The organism is Kluyvera genomosp. 2, from assembly GCF_036759865.1.
Taxonomy (GTDB): domain Bacteria; phylum Pseudomonadota; class Gammaproteobacteria; order Enterobacterales; family Enterobacteriaceae; genus Kluyvera; species Kluyvera ascorbata_B.
Genome location: NZ_JAPKIA010000001.1, coordinates 111,439 through 126,790 on the forward strand (window position 1 = coordinate 111,439; position 15,352 = coordinate 126,790).

A 15,352-nucleotide genomic window follows, 5' to 3' on the forward strand; every position below is an offset into this window, starting at 1 on the left:
GTTCAGCGCAGCTCGATCATCGGACGACCGCCGCGGGCCGTCACCAGCTCGCCGATGGCGGTCAGGGTGATGCCAAATTCGGCTGCCGCTGCCTGCACGTCAGCTTCCGCGTCCGGCGTCACCGCCAGCAGCAGGCCACCGGAGGTTTGCGGGTCGCACAGCAGCGCGCGCTGAGCGTCGCTCATCGCGCCCATCAGATGGCCATAGCTGGCAAAGTTGCGCTCGGTTCCACCCGGTACCGCGCCCAGCGCGATATACGCTTCAACGCCCGGCAGCTTCGGTACGGCGGCAAAGTCAATCTGCGCCTGCACGCCAGCGCCCTGGCACATTTCGCTCAGGTGGCCCAGCAGGCCAAAACCGGTCACGTCGGTCATGGCTTTAACGCCTTCGATATTGGCAAACGCCGAGCCAACCAGGTTCATCTGGCACATCACTTCCGTCGCCAGTCCCTGATGTTCAGGCTTCAGCAGCGATTTTTTCTCGGCGGTGGTCAACACGCCAATGCCCAGCGGCTTCGTCAGGAATAGCTTGCAACCCGCCTGCGCGGTGCTGTTTTTCTTCACCCGTTCGGTTGGTACGATGCCGGTAACCGCCAGGCCGAAAATGGGCTCTGGCGCGTCGATGGAGTGGCCGCCCGCCAGCGCAATGCCCGCCTGTTTGCAGGCAAAGCGCCCGCCTTCGGTCACTTCGCGAGCAATTTCCGGCGCCAGCGTGTTGATAGGCCAGCCGAGGATCGCAATTGCCATAATCGGCTTGCCGCCCATGGCAAAAATATCGCTGATGGCGTTGGTCGCGGCAATGCGGCCAAAGTCGAACGGATTGTCGACAATTGGCATAAAGAAATCGGTGGTGCTGATGACCGAGGTACCGTTACCCAGGTCGTAAACGGCAGCATCGTCGCGCGTTTCGTTGCCGACAAGCAGGTTGGGGTCGATAAACTTCGTTTGCTCGCTGTGCAAGATAGTCTCCAGCACTTTCGGCGAAATTTTACAACCGCAACCTGCTCCGTGGCTGTACTGCGTTAAACGAATGGCCTGCTCGCTCATGGACAACTCCTGTCATTGCTTTGGCATGGGAATAGAGATGTATGTTAACGCCAGAACACTGCGGTGATAAGTACGACTGTCTGAATTCGCGGGCATTTGCGTGAAATCCAGACAATCGTAGCCGTTTTTCAGAGATAACGGACGAACGGCGCGGTATCCGGCACGCCGTTCGTCGTCGACGCTTTCAGCTGCGGGGTACCCAGATAGAGGAAGCCAACAATTTTATCCTGCTCGGTGCAGTCGAAGCCTGCACGCACCACCGGGCTGTCGGTCAGCGCACCGCTGCGCCAGATACCGTTGAACCCTTGGGCTACCGCGGCCATCTGCATCGCCATCACCGCGCAGCCAGCCGACATCTCCTGCTCCCACTTCGGCACCTTCGGGTGATCCTGGCATTTGGCGATCGCCACGATAATCATCGGCGCACGGAATGGCGCGTTGCGCGCTTTTTCAATCGCCTTATCATCGCCGTTAGCGGCCACCGCGCCCTGCTCAAGCAACTGACTGAAGCGCTCGCGGCCTTCGCCTTCGACAATCACAAACTGCCACGGCTGCAGCGTGCCGTGATCCGGCGCGCGCAGCGCGGCACGGAGAATATTTTGCAGCTGTTCGCCCGCCGGCGCCGGTTCGGCCAGGCGCGACGCACTGCGGCGATTCACTAATAGTTCCAGGGCATCCATTGAACCACTCCTCTCACGTTATTTTTCATAAAATTAACATGCGCAAGGATTTTGTTACAGCGCCGAAGGCGATTCCTGCTGACAACCGGCGGCGGTCTATTTAGGATAGCCAGACGTTTTACCGTTTCGGTAAACCTTTTTTGTTTTGCAGGGAGAATACATGCGAACTGTATGGCGCTTCATTGCCGGATTCTTTAAATGGACGTGGCGATTACTTAATTTCGTCCGGGAACTGGTGCTGAACCTGTTCTTTATTCTGCTGGTGCTGGTCGGCGTCGGCATCTGGATGCAGCTCAGTTCCAGCAGCAGCACGGAGCACAGTACCCGTGGTGCGCTGCTGATGGACATCAGCGGCGTGGTGGTGGATAAACCCTCGCCCAGCAGCAAGCTCAGCGTTCTGGGCCGTCAGTTCTTTGGCGCCAGCTCGGACCGTTTGCAGGAAAACTCACTGTTCGATGTCGTTCAGACCATTCGCCAGGCGAAGGATGACCGTAACATCACCGGCATCGTGCTGGACCTGAAAAACTTTGCCGGCGGCGACCAGCCTTCAATGCAGTATATCGGTAAAGCGCTGCGCGAGTTCCGCGACAGCGGTAAACCGGTCTATGCGATCAACGACAGCTACAGTCAGGCGCAGTATTACCTCGCGAGCTTCGCCAATAAAATCTGGCTGTCGCCGCAGGGCGTGGTTGATTTACACGGCTTCGCCACCAACGGCCTGTACTATAAAACGCTGCTCGACAAGCTGAAGGTTTCGACCCACGTGTTCCGCGTCGGCACGTATAAATCCGCCGTCGAACCGTTTATCCGCGACGATATGTCCCCCGCCGCGCGCGAGGCCGACAGCCGCTGGATAGGCGAACTGTGGCAGAACTACCTCAATACCGTCGCCGCCAACCGTCAGGTTACTGCGCAGCAGATCTTCCCGGGCGCGCAGGGCGTGCTGGACGGCCTGCGTAAAGTCGACGGCGACACGGCGCAGTACGCGCTGGATAACAAGCTGGTGGATGCCTTAGGCTCAAGCGCAGAGATTGAAAAAGCGATGACCAAAGCGTTCGGCTGGAGTAAAAAAGACAATAACTTCAGCGCCGTCAGCATGTATGACTATGCGGTGAAAACCCCGGCCGACACCGGCTCAAGCATCGCGGTGGTGTTTGCCAACGGTGCTATCATGGACGGTGAAGAAACCCCGGGCAACGTCGGCGGCGACACCACGGCAGCGCAGATTCGCGACGCACGCCTGGACGCGAAGGTGAAAGCGATTGTGCTGCGCGTGAACAGCCCAGGCGGCAGCGTCAGCGCCTCTGAGGTGATCCGCGAAGAGCTGGCGGCGGCGAAGGCGGCGGGCAAACCGGTTGTGGTCTCAATGGGCGGCATGGCGGCCTCCGGCGGCTACTGGATTTCCACCCCGGCGGATTACATCATCGCCAGTCCAAGCACGCTGACCGGCTCTATCGGTATCTTTGGCGTGATCAATACCGTGGAAAATACGCTGGATTCTATCGGCGTGCACACCGACGGCGTCGCAACCTCACCGTTGGCCGACATGGCGGTCACCAAAGCCTTAACGCCGGAAGTGCAGCAGATGATGCAGCTGAGCATTGAGAACGGCTACAAACGCTTTATTACCCTTGTCGCGCAGTCGCGTCACAGCACCCCGGAAGCGATCGATAAAATCGCCCAAGGCCACGTCTGGACCGGCGAAGACGCGAAAGCGAACGGCCTGGTAGATAGCCTCGGCGACTTCGACGATGCGGTGGCGAAAGCCGCTGAACTGGCGAAACTGAAGGTGTGGCACATCGATTACTATCAGAGCGAGCCGACGTTCTTTGATATGGTCATGGATAACCTCTCCGGCTCGGTGCGTGCATCGCTGCCGCAGGCGCTACAGGCCTACCTACCGGCACCGCTGGCGAATGCCGCCAGCGCGATGAAGGCTGAAGGCGACAAGCTGGCGATTTTTAACGATCCGCAAAATCGCTATGCAATTTGCCTGACCTGCGCCAATATTCGCTAATCGTAATCCCCTCCTCGCCGGAGGGGATTTTCTTTTGCTCAATCAATAGACGAACCATGCCTAAAAAATCCATTTACGTCGCCTACACCGGCGGGACCATCGGGATGCAGCGCTCAGACCACGGCTATATTCCGGTCTCTGGGCACCTGCAGCGTCAGCTGGCGCTGATGCCGGAGTTCCATCGCCCCGAGATGCCGGACTTTACTATCCACGAATACGAGCCGCTGATGGACTCTTCCGACATGACACCGGAAGACTGGCAGCACATCGCTGACGATATTAAAGCGCACTACGACGAGTACGATGGCTTTGTGATCCTGCACGGCACCGACACGATGGCGTTCACCGCCTCGGCGCTGTCGTTTATGCTGGAAAACCTCGGTAAACCGGTCATCGTCACCGGCTCGCAGATTCCGCTGGCGGAGCTGCGGTCTGACGGGCAAATCAACCTGCTCAATTCGCTGTACGTGGCGGCCAACTACCCGATCAACGAAGTGACGCTGTTTTTCAACAACCGTCTCTATCGCGGTAACCGAACCACCAAAGCTCATGCCGACGGCTTCGATGCCTTTGCGTCACCGAACCTGACGCCGCTGCTGGAAGCGGGCATCCATATCCGCAGGCTCGGTACGCCGCCCGCCCCGCACGGTGAAGGCCCGCTTATCGTGCATCCCATTACCCCGCAGCCGATTGGCGTGGTCACGATCTATCCGGGCATTTCCGCCGACGTGGTACGCAACTTCCTGCTGCAGCCGGTGAAAGCGCTGATTCTGCGCTCCTATGGCGTAGGCAATGCGCCGCAGAACGGCGTATTCCTCAACGAACTGGCGGAAGCCAGCAAGCGCGGCATCGTGGTGGTCAATCTGACACAGTGTATGTCGGGTAAGGTCAATATGGGCGGCTACGCCACCGGCAATGCGCTGGCACAGGCAGGAGTGATTAGCGGCTCGGACATGACCGTTGAGGCGACGCTGACCAAACTGCACTATCTGCTAAGCCAGGGGCTGGATGCGACGGCGATTCGTAAGGCCATGCAGCAAAACCTGCGCGGTGAATTAACCCCGGACGACTAAGGAGAGCATAATGAGCGCACGCGCATTGTTATTAGTTGATCTGCAAAACGATTTTTGTGCGGGCGGCGCGCTGGCCGTTGCCGATGGCGACAGCACCGTTGATGTGGCGAATGCGCTGATCGCCGCCGCGAAACTGCGCGACGAGGCCGTTATCGCCAGCCAGGACTGGCATCCGGCCAACCACGGTAGCTTTGCCCGCCAGCACGGCGTGGAACCTTACAGCCAGGGGACGCTTGACGGTTTGCCGCAGACCTTCTGGCCGGATCATTGCGTGCAGGGCAGCGAAGGTGCCGCCCTGCACCCGCTGCTCTCTCAGCAGGCGATCGACGCGGTGTTCTACAAAGGCGAAAGCGTCAATATCGACAGCTATAGCGCCTTTTTCGACAACGGGCATCGGCAGAAAACCGGGCTGGACGCGTGGCTGCACGAGCACGATATCCGCGAACTGATCGTCCTGGGCCTGGCCACTGACTACTGCGTGAAATTCACCGTGCTCGATGCGCTGCAACTGGGCTATACCGTTAACGTCATTACCGACGGCTGCCGCGGGGTGAATCTTACGCCGCAGGACAGCGCCAACGCGTTTATGGAGATGGCAGCGGCAGGCGCAACGCTGTATACGCTGGACGACTGGCTGGAAATTCACAACTAGCACCACGTAGGCCTGATAAGCGCAGCGCCATCAGGCACTGCGGCACAGTTTGCCGGATGGCGGCTTTGCCTTATCCGGCCTACGCGCCTCCTCTCCCTTCGGCGTGAACCACCTCGCAGATTTCCCCTCACGGCAATGCTATGTTCAGGCGGTTGTTTTTTCGCCACACCCTTTCCGTGGCATGTTTGCTTTTTCAATGTCAAAGAGGACCGTGTATGAAACTTTTGCCTTTGCTGGCAGCATTACCCCTGCTCTGCGTTTCGGTTGTTTCCGCGAATTCCCTGATGTCCGTCGGCTACTTCAACGGCGGCGGTGACGTTACCGCCGGGCCGGGCGGCGATATCAATAAGCTCGACGTGCGCCAAATCACCCACCTGAACTATTCGTTTGGCCTTATCTACAATGACGAAAAAGATGAAACCAACGACGCCTTAAAAGATGCCGCCAGGCTGCATCAAATCTGGCTGTCGCCGAAGGTGCAGTCCGATTTAGAAATCATCCCCACGCTGCGTAAACAGAACCCCAATCTGAAAGTACTGCTGTCGGTCGGCGGCTGGGGGGCTCGCGGCTTCTCCGGCGCGGCAGCGACGCCTGAAACACGCGCGGTGTTTATCCACTCGGCCCAGGCGGTAGTGGCAAAATACGGCCTCGACGGAATCGATCTTGACTGGGAATATCCGGTCAACGGCGCGTGGGGGCTGGTCGCAAGTCAGCCAGCGGATCGTGATAATTTCACCGCGCTGTTGAAAGAGCTCCGCGCGGCGTTCGGGCAGAAAAAGCTGGTCACTATCGCCGTGGGGGCCAACGCAGAAAGCCCGAAAAGCTGGGTAGACGTGAAGACAATTGCGCCACTGCTGGACTACATCAACCTGATGACCTATGACATGGCATACGGCACGCAGTATTTTAACGCGAACCTGTATGATTCAACCCAGTGGCGAACGCCGATAAATACAGCGTCGACTTTGTGGTCAATAACTACCTTGCCGCCGGGCTGAAGCCCAGCCAGATGAACCTCGGCATCGGCTTCTATGGTCGGGTGCCCAAACGCAGCGTAGAGCCGGGCATCGACTGGAGCAAAGCGGACGCACAGAAAAATCCGGTTACCCAGCCTTATTTCGGCGAGCCGGAGCTGGCGCTGTTTAAATCGCTCGGCGTTGACTTAACCAAAGATACGTACGTCAAGTACAACGATATCGTCAGCAAGCTGCTGAACGACCCGCAGAAACGCTTTACCGAGCACTGGGACGACCAGGCGAAGGTACCGTGGCTGTCGGTGCAGTCAAGCGACGGTAAACCGCTGTTTGCGCTGTCGTATGAGAATCCGCGATCGGTCAGCATTAAGGCCGACTACATCAAGCGTAAAGGTTTGGCTGGCGCGATGTTCTGGGAGTACGGCGCGGATGACCACAACCAGCTGGCGAAGCAACTGGCTGAGTCGTTAGGCATCAAGCATTAAGACGCGGTGATCCTATAGGCCTGATAAGCGCAGCGCCATCAGGCGCTCCGGCGCCGTTTGCCGGATGGCGGCGTCGCCTTATCCGGCCTACAAAATTCAGACCGGCGTTAACAGCCCGCTGGTTTCATGAATACGGTAACCGGCCCCCGGATGTGGCGCCTGAAGCCGGGCGCTACCGCCGAATAGCTTCTCGCGCAACGTCCCCTCGCGGTACGCTTTTTTATACACGCCGCGTTTTTGCAGCTCGGGGATCAGCAGCTCCACCACGTCGGTAAAGGTTTCATGCGTCACCGCATACGCGAGGTTAAACCCATCAACGTCGGTCTCTTCCACCCAGGATTGCAGCTCATCGGCCACGGTCTGCGCGCTGCCGACCACCAGCGGGCCAAACCCGCCGATGCCCACCCACTCCGCCATTGCCTTCACCGACCACTGTTTATCGGGATCCGCGGTTGAAAACGTATCCACCACCGACTGAATCGCGTTGGTTTTGGCATAGGTAAACACTTCATCCGGCTGATACTGACCAAAATCAATGCCGGTCCAGCCGGAAATCAGCGCCAGCGCGCCTTCGTAGCTGGTCCAGTTTTTATACTCCCGCCATTTGGCCTGCGCGGCGAGATCCGTCTCGCCAACGATCGCCGTTTGCATGTTGAAGATCAGAATGCTGCGCGGATCGCGCCCGGCCTCTTCGGCGCGACGGCGAATATCGGCCACCGTTTTTTTCAGCGCGCTTTTCGACGGCGAAGCCACAAACACGCATTCCGCATGGCTGGCGGCAAACTGTTTACCACGGCTTGACGCGCCCGCCTGGTACAGCACCGGCGTACGCTGCGGCGACGGCTCGCACAGATGGTAGCCCGGTACATCGAAGAATTTACCGTGATGATTGATAGCGTGAATTTTACTCGGGTCACTGAAAATACGCCGCTCGCGATCGCGCAGAATAGCCCCTTCTTCCCAGCTGCCTTCCAGCAGTTTATACACCACTTCCAGATATTCATCGGCGTAGTCATAGCGGGCATCGTGCGCCGTTTGCGCCTGCTGGCCAATATTGCGCGCCCCGCTCTCCAGATAGGAGGTGACAATATTCCAGCCCACGCGGCCCTTGGTGAGGTGGTCCAGCGTCGACAGACGGCGCGCAAACGGATAAGGGTGCTCGAACGACAGCGAGGCGGTGAGGCCAAAGCCCAGATGTTCGGTCACCAGGGCCATCGGCGTCACCAGCGCCAGCGGATCGTTTACCGGTACCTGGGCCGCCTGGCGAATCGCCGCGTCGCCGTTACCGTTATAGACATCGTAAACGCCCAACACATCGGCGATAAACAAACCGTCGAATTTGCCACGTTCCAGCAGACGCGCCAGATCGACCCAATATTCCAGGTCTTTATACTGCCACGAACGATCGCGCGGATGCGCCCACAGTCCCGGGGACTGGTGGCCGACGCAGTTCATATCAAAGGCATTTAGACGAATTTCACGTTGTGATGGCATAACGGTCTCTCCTGCGCCCGGATTCCCCAGCGCAATCATAAGGTTGTATTAATTTCAGAAGGCTACGGATTGCCGACAGACCAGGGTTTGTAGCACCGACCGGGCCACCCGTTGAGCGTGGTCCGCAACCTGCGGCAGCCCCATCAACTCACCGAAATAGCCGCGCGCCGCCGGTCCGGCGACCCAGATGTGGTCGGCACGCCCCACGGCCAGGGAGTGCGCATCGACCGCTATCCCCAATCCCAACGCATCCGCGCGAATCAGTCCTGCCTGCCGCAGCGCGGTGAAAAAAGGCTGGCCGTCGAGTAAATCGTGATGCGCAGGCCCGGTAGTCAGCACCAGATAATCCACCGCTTCCCGATGCTGACCGCCGCCGCGCAGCGCCAGATGAAGCGCCAGCGCCTCGTCATCGGCTTCCAGCGTCTGCAAACGCGCGGCCAGCGAGCGAAACGTTCCGTTGGCGCGTCGTGCCTCAATGGCCTGCGCAACCTGTGGCGCAATCCGGTAACGGTGCACGTCCCAGTAGCGCCGCAGGTGACGTAAGAACTGCCGTTTTTCTGCATCGCCCATCTGCTGCCAGAGGGTTTGTCCCTGTCCGCGCACCGCGTCCAGCACCGCCTGCCACGGCAGCCCCACCGCCGCTGCCCGGGCGATATCGACGCGAATCTGGCGTAAACGCTGGCGCAGCGTTCCCGTCTGATAGTCGGCCTGCCATTTCTCGGCGGTCAGCGGCGCATTGGGCCGCGAGAGCAGCCCATGACGTGAAAACGCGACAATGTCACCGTGATGCCCCTGACGTTGTAGCGTCGCGACCGCGTCAGCCATGCTCAGCGCCGTTCCCATAATGGCGACCCGCGCGGTGGCGGGGATCGCCGACAGCGCCCCGTCGCGCCAGGGGTCGGCAATTAAGCGCGGGTGCTGCGCCAGCGGCCGTGCAGCCTGAGGCAGTCGCGGCGGCGGATGGCTCACCGCCAGCACCAGGCCATCCGCGCGCAGGCGTTGGCCTTCAGCTGTGATAACGCAGCCATCCTGCCAGCCCACCGCGCGATCCCGGACGTGAGTCACGCGATCGCCATGGGCCCGCGCCGCCGCGGTAAACGCGTCCTGAACATAGCGACCAAACGCGCCGCGCTGCGGGTAAACGCTACCGTCCGCCAGCAGGGCCTGCGGGTCCTGAGGGAAATCACCGTGCCGCCGATACCAGCGATCGAACGCGCCATCGTCGTCACCGGCAAGCTGCATACGTGCGGCAGGCACGTTAATGCGGTGCGCCGGATCGGTGGCTGAATAGGCCACGCCGAATCCCAGACTCGGGCGCGGCTCCACGACGCTAATGCGCAGCGGGCTCGTCGCCTCGCGCAGCAGATGAATCGCCACGGCCGTGCCGCTAAAGCCGCCGCCGACAATCACAATATGCGGGTCCTTCTCACGCTCGGGCATGGTTTCCTCCTCAGCTGGCGCTGGCGTGCTGAGTGGGGCGTTTGGCCCCGCCGATGGTTTCGCCAAACGGCCCGGTGTTCACCTGCCCCGTCGCCGAACGCGGCTGGCTGCTGGTGTTCAGCAGCGGCATCACCAGCTCGGCAAAGCGGTGCGCCTCTTCCAGATGCGGATAGCCGGAGAAAATAAAGTGGCTGATGCCCAGCGCCTGATACTCACGAATACGCTCCGCCACCTGCTGCGGATTGCCCACCAGCGCGGTCCCCGCGCCGCCGCGCACCAGCCCGACGCCCGCCCACAGATTGGGCGCAATGCGCAGGTTGTCGCGGCTGCCGTTATGCAGCGCGCTCATCCGCGCCTGCCCCGCTGAATCCATACGGGCGAAAATCTGCTGCGCTTGAGCGATGGTGTCGTCGTCAAGATGCGCAATCAGCCTGTCTGCCGCCGCCCATGCCTCTTCTTCCGTCTCGCGCACAATCACATGCAGACGAATGCCATACTCAAGCTGACGACCTTTTTCTTGCGCCCGCGCCCGGACTACTGCCAACTTTTCCGCCACCTGCTGAGGCGGCTCGCCCCAGGTCAGGTAGGCATCGATGTGGTCAGCGGCAACGTCGATCGCCTGCGTCGACGAACCGCCAAAATAGAGCGGCGGCCCATTTTTCTGCGCCGCCGGGAACAGCACTTCTGCCCCTTCCACCTGAATATGCTGGCCGTGGTAATCCACTTTTTCGCCCGCCAGCAGTCGGCGATAAACCTCCAGGAATTCATGGGTGACTTCGTAACGCTCGGCGTGGCTGAGGAAAATGCCGTCGCCTTTGTTTTCGACCGGATCGCCGCCCGTAACCACGTTAATCAGTAGCCGTCCTTCTGACAGGCGATCGAGGGTAGCCGCCATGCGCGCCGCCAGCGTCGGCGGTTGAAGCCCGGGACGTACCGCCACCAGATAACGCAGGTTGCGGGTCATCGGTGCCAGCGCGGCGGCCACCAGCCAGGAATCTTCACAGCTTTTACCTGTCGGGATCAGCACGCCGTAATAGCCAAGGCTGTCCGCCGCCAGCGCAACCTGCTGGAGATACGGTAAATCGACCGGCCGACCGCCTTCGGTAGTCCCCAGGTAGCGCCCGTCACCGTGGGTGGGTAAGAACCAGAAAACATTTATTTTCTCAGCGGCTTGTACTGTCATTATCCATTTCCTTTATAACTATATTTGGTATTTATAGAAGGCATTATCTTCGTCAGTTATAAAGACATTAGCGAAATGCGTGCCAGTTTTTCGTTAAAATAAAAACGTTATTTATCATTGAATTAAACAGAAAGCCGTCGTTCGGTGCGTGTTGCAAATACAACAGCGCAACGGCGAAAGCTGCTGCAATGGCGACAAACCGCCGCCTTCCCCCTCTGGTATCTTGCGTGGGCAACGGATAACGTCGAGCCATTAATCCGCAGGAGATACACGATGCTTAACGCCGAACTCACATTATCCGGACCCGCGCCGATCGACCCCGCGTCGCAGGCCTTCCAGAAGGTCCTTGCGCGCCTTGCGCCTACCGACGCGACGGTGCTGATTATCGGAGAAACCGGCACCGGCAAGGAGGTGGTGGCGCGCTACCTGCATCGCCATAGCCCGCGCGCTGGCGGGCCATTTTTAGCCGTCAACTGCGGCGCGCTGACCGAGTCGCTGGCGGAGTCGGAGCTGTTCGGCCACGAAAAAGGCGCATTCAGCGGCGCCACCCACACCCATCAGGGCTGGTTTGAGGCGGCAGAAGGCGGCACGCTGCTGCTTGATGAGATTGGTGAGCTCAGCCTCGCGCTGCAGGTGAAACTGCTGCGGGTGCTTCAGGAACGGGAAATTACCCGCGTCGGCTCTCATCGCCCCATCCGTATTAACGTGCGGGTGCTGGCGGCCACCCACGTCGATCTGGCGCAAGCGATTCAGGCGCGCCGTTTTCGTGAGGATTTGTTTTATCGTCTGAACATCGCCGCCGTCACGCTGCCGCCGTTGCGCCAGCGTCGGCAGGATATTCCGGTGCTGGCGCACCATTTCGTGCAGCTGTATGCCAGTCGTCTGGGGCGACCAACCCAGCGGCTTTCCGCCCAGGCGTTGGCGCGGCTGAGCGCTCATCAGTGGCCAGGCAACATCCGCGAGCTGGAAAACACGCTGCACAACGCGGTGCTGCTGAACCCGGAAAGCGAACTCGGCGCCGAACATCTGCGCTTAACGCCGGTTTCGCCCACGCAGCCGGGCGCACCGGAGGAGAGCGATGAACTGTCCGCCTTTATGCGTCGTCAGTTGGACAGCCACAGCGGCGCGCTGTACGACCGCCTGCTGCAGGCGATGATCCACGCCGCCATGGACCGAAGCGACCATAACCAAAGCCAGGCCGCTCAGCTTCTGGGTATCAGCCGCCATACGCTGCGCACGCATCTGGCACATTTGGGCGTGATTAAACAGCGGCGGAAAGCCGGGGTGCTGCCGCCCCCTGCGCCACGCGAACGCGAACTGCGTATCGGCTATCAGCGTTTTGGCAACCTGGGCGTGCTGAAGGCGCGTCAGCTGCTTGAACAAAACTTCGCCGAACTGGGGGTTAACGTGATGTGGAGCGAATACCCGGCAGGCCCACAGCTGTTACAGGCCTTAAGTCACAACGAAATTGATTTTGGCACCACCGGTGAAGCCCCGCCGATTTTCGCCCAGGCGAAGGACAACGCGCTGCTGTACGTTGCCTGGGAGCCGCCAGCGCCGCGAAGCGTGGCGATGGTCGTGCCCAACGCGAGCGATATCCGCACGCTTGAGCAGCTCCGGGGAAAACGGATTGCGTTGAATAAGGGATCGAACGTGCACTGGCTGTTGGTACAGATTCTGGAGGAAGCCGGGTTGGGGCTTGAAGATGTGAAAGTGGTTTACGCGCCGCCGAAATACCCGCTGACCGCCAGCGACGTGTTGTCAGCCGACGCCTGGATGATGTGGGACCCGCTGCTGAGCACCGCCGAGCGCAGCGGTACGCTGCGTGTCCTGGCCACGGGCGAAGGCCGCGTCAACAATCATCAGTTTTACATCACCCGCCGCCAGTACGCTCAACAAAACGAGGATATTATTGCTGGGGTGGTGGCCGCGCTGGTCAAAACTGGCAAATATATCGATCGTCACCGCCAGGAGGCCGCGCAGCTGCTGGCCGGGGAGTTGGGGCTGGATACCGGGTCTCTGGCCTGCGCGCTGGCAAGGCGCAGCCATCAGACCCGGGAAATGGACATGCAGGCCATTCGCGCGCAGCAAACCATCGCCGATCGCTTCTACGCGCTTGGCCTGCTGAGCAGGCCGGTCGCGGTCAGAGAGGCGATGTGGTACGCCAAAGAGCGGTTAATTGAGCCGTGGGCCGCCGCTTAGTGCTGCTTAAAGGTCGCAATAGGCTTCGGCGCAATGCCGAAGTCTTCCTTCAACTGCTGCTTGCTTTTCATCACCATCTGGCCGTTGGTATCAATGGTCATGTGCTGGGCATCGCTGTTGTTGCGCGACTGCCACAGCATCACCAACTGCAGGCAGTTTTCTTTTTGCTCTGCGGTCAGCGCCACGCCGTCGGGCCATTTACCCAGCTCCACCGCGGTGGCTAAACGCTGGTAAATTTCCGGCGTCATATTGTCGATCATTTGCTCAATACTCATGTTCAGCCCCCTCTCCTGTGGAATAATTTGCTGAATCGTTTCTTCACCCTTTGGTTGCGTCGCCATTTTCGTCATCCGTGAAGCTAAGCGATGCGGAATTGACGCAAAAACGTTCACCCGTTGGCTGCGGACCGTCGGGAAACACGTGCCCCAAATGCGCGTCACAATTTCCGCAACGAATTTCAGTGCGTTGCATACCGTGGGAGTAATCGTTGAGATAACGAATGGCCGTATCGCTAACCGGCTCATAAAAGCTCGGCCAGCCGCATCCGGAATCGTACTTACTTTGGGAGTGGAAAAGCGGCGCATCGCACACCAGACAGTGGTAAATCCCATCACGCTTGTTGTGCAGTAAACGCCCGGTAAACGGCGGCTCTGTGCCATGTTTCTGCGTGACATAGAACTGCATTTCACTCAGGGTATTTTTCAGTTCTTCTGGGGTGGGTTTGTTCACCATTTTGCTCACATCTCGCTATGAAAAATACATTTGCCAGTCGATTCTAACAAAACATTAACAATGAAGCGTGAACTTTTGTTCTAAACTTAATCGGCGTAAAAAAGCTGCCGGGTAATTGTGACGCCAATCACATTTTTATCTCCAGTGCCCTTTAAAATCCCCGGCGCCGCCCCCACGTGGTTTCAAGCTCAAAGGGAGAGTGAGGCAGGTTAGTCGTGCAAAGCTTAGGCAGCAGATTGATTTGTCGCAATGATTGACACGATTCCGCTTGACGCTGCGTAAGGTTTTTGTAATTTTACAGGCAACCTTTTATTCACTAACAAATAGCTGGTGGAATATATGACTATCAAAGTAGGTATCAACGGTTTTGGCCGTATCGGTCGCATTGTTTTCCGTGCTGCTCAGAAACGTTCTGACATTGAGATCGTTGCAATCAACGACCTGTTAGACGCAGAGTACATGGCATACATGCTGAAATATGACTCCACTCACGGCCGTTTCGACGGTACCGTTGAAGTGAAAGACGGTCATCTGATCGTTAACGGTAAAAAAATCCGTGTTACCGCTGAACGCGATCCGGCTAACCTGAAATGGGACGAAGTTGGTGTTGACGTTGTTGCTGAAGCTACCGGTATCTTCCTGACCGACGAAACCGCTCGTAAGCACATCACCGCTGGCGCGAAAAAAGTTGTTCTGACTGGTCCGTCCAAAGACAACACCCCGATGTTTGTTAAAGGCGCTAACTTTGACAAATACGAAGGCCAGGACATCGTTTCCAACGCATCCTGCACCACTAACTGCCTGGCACCGCTGGCTAAAGTTATCAACGACAACTTCGGCATCATCGAAGGTCTGATGACGACTGTTCACGCGACCACCGCCACTCAGAAAACCGTTGATGGCCCGTCTCACAAAGACTGGCGCGGCGGCCGCGGCGCAGCTCAGAACATCATCCCGTCCTCTACCGGCGCTGCTAAAGCTGTAGGTAAAGTACTGCCAGAACTGAACGGCAAACTGACCGGTATGGCGTTCCGCGTTCCTACCCCGAACGTATCCGTTGTTGACCTGACCGTTCGTCTGGAAAAAGCTGCTTCTTACGAAGAAATTAAGAAAGCAATCAAAGCTGCTTCCGAAGGCGCAATGAAAGGCGTTCTGGGTTACACCGAAGACGACGTTGTATCTACCGATTTCAACGGTGAAGTTTGCACTTCCGTATTCGATGCTAAAGCAGGTATCGCTCTGAACGACAACTTCGTGAAACTGGTTTCCTGGTACGACAACGAAACTGGTTACTCTAACAAAGTTCTGGACCTGATCGCTCACATCTCCAAATAAGTTTGAGATGAGAACCTGATCCAAAAAGGCGACTTCGGT

The 15,352-nt window shown here is 58.6% G+C and carries 12 protein-coding genes and 1 pseudogene; 6 read left to right on the forward strand and 7 right to left on the reverse strand.

Annotated features, from left to right (window positions below; all coding sequences use genetic code 11):
• Window positions 1–2: 2 nt before the first annotated feature.
• Window positions 3–1,046 carry a selenide, water dikinase SelD gene (gene selD, locus V6942_RS00560; protein ID WP_106926502.1) on the reverse strand — a complete coding sequence of 348 codons (1,044 nt, stop codon included), beginning with the start codon at window positions 1,044–1,046 and terminating at the stop codon, window positions 3–5.
• 128 nt (window positions 1,047–1,174) lie between these two features.
• Entirely contained in the window at window positions 1,175–1,726 is a 552-nt protein-coding gene (locus V6942_RS00565; protein WP_333500697.1) for an NAD(P)H nitroreductase, read from the reverse strand.
• Between the two features lie 160 nt (window positions 1,727–1,886).
• On the opposite strand from V6942_RS00565, the gene sppA reads away from it, so the two are divergent.
• The 4 genes and pseudogenes from sppA to V6942_RS00585 all read left to right on the forward strand — a co-directional run bounded on the left by sppA (window position 1,887) and on the right by V6942_RS00585 (window position 6,927).
• A complete protein-coding gene (gene sppA, locus V6942_RS00570) occupies window positions 1,887–3,743 on the forward strand; it encodes a signal peptide peptidase SppA (RefSeq protein ID WP_106926498.1) in 1,857 nt (618 codons plus the stop codon).
• A 56-nt stretch (window positions 3,744–3,799) separates the two neighbouring features.
• Entirely contained in the window at window positions 3,800–4,816 is a 1,017-nt protein-coding gene (gene ansA, locus V6942_RS00575) for an asparaginase (RefSeq protein WP_106926496.1), read from the forward strand.
• Between the two features lie 10 nt (window positions 4,817–4,826).
• On the forward strand, window positions 4,827–5,468 hold the full coding sequence (pncA, locus tag V6942_RS00580) for a bifunctional nicotinamidase/pyrazinamidase (RefSeq protein WP_333500698.1): 642 nt from the start codon (window positions 4,827–4,829) through the stop codon (window positions 5,466–5,468).
• Between the two features lie 215 nt (window positions 5,469–5,683).
• Window positions 5,684–6,927: pseudogene (locus tag V6942_RS00585) on the forward strand (glycoside hydrolase family 18 protein).
• 96 nt (window positions 6,928–7,023) lie between these two features.
• Here the strand turns inward: V6942_RS00585 and V6942_RS00590 are convergent.
• From V6942_RS00590 to ssuD, 3 genes are read right to left on the reverse strand one after another with little or no spacing between them, the layout of a single operon-like run.
• Complete coding sequence (locus V6942_RS00590; RefSeq protein ID WP_106926489.1) at window positions 7,024–8,421, reverse strand: LLM class flavin-dependent oxidoreductase; 1,398 nt, start codon at window positions 8,419–8,421, stop codon at window positions 7,024–7,026.
• Window positions 8,422–8,475: 54 nt separating this feature from the next.
• Window positions 8,476–9,861, reverse strand: coding sequence for an FAD/NAD(P)-binding protein (locus V6942_RS00595; RefSeq protein WP_333500699.1), 1,386 nt, complete (start codon window positions 9,859–9,861; stop codon window positions 8,476–8,478).
• Between the two features lie 10 nt (window positions 9,862–9,871).
• The gene (gene ssuD / locus V6942_RS00600; RefSeq protein ID WP_106926485.1) at window positions 9,872–11,044 is read right to left on the reverse strand and encodes an FMNH2-dependent alkanesulfonate monooxygenase; all 1,173 of its coding nucleotides are present in this window, start codon (window positions 11,042–11,044) and stop codon (window positions 9,872–9,874) included.
• 273 nt (window positions 11,045–11,317) lie between these two features.
• On the opposite strand from ssuD, the gene V6942_RS00605 reads away from it, so the two are divergent.
• The gene (locus V6942_RS00605) at window positions 11,318–13,246 is read left to right on the forward strand and encodes a sigma-54-dependent Fis family transcriptional regulator (RefSeq protein WP_333500700.1); all 1,929 of its coding nucleotides are present in this window, start codon (window positions 11,318–11,320) and stop codon (window positions 13,244–13,246) included.
• Here the strand turns inward: V6942_RS00605 and V6942_RS00610 are convergent.
• Together V6942_RS00610 and msrB are read right to left on the reverse strand one after the other, a co-directional pair.
• Window positions 13,243–13,521, reverse strand: a complete 279-nt coding sequence (locus V6942_RS00610; RefSeq protein ID WP_106926617.1) for a YeaC family protein — start codon at window positions 13,519–13,521, stop codon at window positions 13,243–13,245. The genes V6942_RS00605 and V6942_RS00610 overlap by 4 nt on opposite strands.
• 43 nt (window positions 13,522–13,564) lie before the next feature.
• Window positions 13,565–13,978: a peptide-methionine (R)-S-oxide reductase MsrB gene (msrB, locus tag V6942_RS00615; protein WP_182929068.1), complete on the reverse strand. Its 414-nt coding sequence runs from the start codon at window positions 13,976–13,978 to the stop codon at window positions 13,565–13,567.
• 339 nt (window positions 13,979–14,317) lie between these two features.
• On the opposite strand from msrB, the gene gapA reads away from it, so the two are divergent.
• Window positions 14,318–15,313, forward strand: coding sequence for a glyceraldehyde-3-phosphate dehydrogenase (gapA, locus tag V6942_RS00620; protein ID WP_106926479.1), 996 nt, complete (start codon window positions 14,318–14,320; stop codon window positions 15,311–15,313).
• Window positions 15,314–15,352 lie beyond the last annotated feature (39 nt).

Excerpts from the sequence above, each read along its gene's own strand:
- selD (WP_106926502.1), bottom strand. The coding sequence starts at position 1,046 with ATGAGCGAGCAGGCCATTCGTTTAACGCAGTACAGCCACGGAGCAGGT.
- V6942_RS00565 (WP_333500697.1), bottom strand. The coding sequence starts at position 1,726 with ATGGATGCCCTGGAACTATTAGTGAATCGCCGCAGTGCGTCGCGCCTG.
- sppA (WP_106926498.1), top strand. The coding sequence starts at position 1,887 with ATGCGAACTGTATGGCGCTTCATTGCCGGATTCTTTAAATGGACGTGG.
- ansA (WP_106926496.1), top strand. The coding sequence starts at position 3,800 with ATGCCTAAAAAATCCATTTACGTCGCCTACACCGGCGGGACCATCGGG.
- pncA (WP_333500698.1), top strand. The coding sequence starts at position 4,827 with ATGAGCGCACGCGCATTGTTATTAGTTGATCTGCAAAACGATTTTTGT.
- V6942_RS00590 (WP_106926489.1), bottom strand. The coding sequence starts at position 8,421 with ATGCCATCACAACGTGAAATTCGTCTAAATGCCTTTGATATGAACTGC.
- V6942_RS00595 (WP_333500699.1), bottom strand. The coding sequence starts at position 9,861 with ATGCCCGAGCGTGAGAAGGACCCGCATATTGTGATTGTCGGCGGCGGC.
- ssuD (WP_106926485.1), bottom strand. The coding sequence starts at position 11,044 with ATGACAGTACAAGCCGCTGAGAAAATAAATGTTTTCTGGTTCTTACCC.
- V6942_RS00605 (WP_333500700.1), top strand. The coding sequence starts at position 11,318 with ATGCTTAACGCCGAACTCACATTATCCGGACCCGCGCCGATCGACCCC.
- V6942_RS00610 (WP_106926617.1), bottom strand. The coding sequence starts at position 13,521 with ATGAGTATTGAGCAAATGATCGACAATATGACGCCGGAAATTTACCAG.
- msrB (WP_182929068.1), bottom strand. The coding sequence starts at position 13,978 with ATGGTGAACAAACCCACCCCAGAAGAACTGAAAAATACCCTGAGTGAA.
- gapA (WP_106926479.1), top strand. The coding sequence starts at position 14,318 with ATGACTATCAAAGTAGGTATCAACGGTTTTGGCCGTATCGGTCGCATT.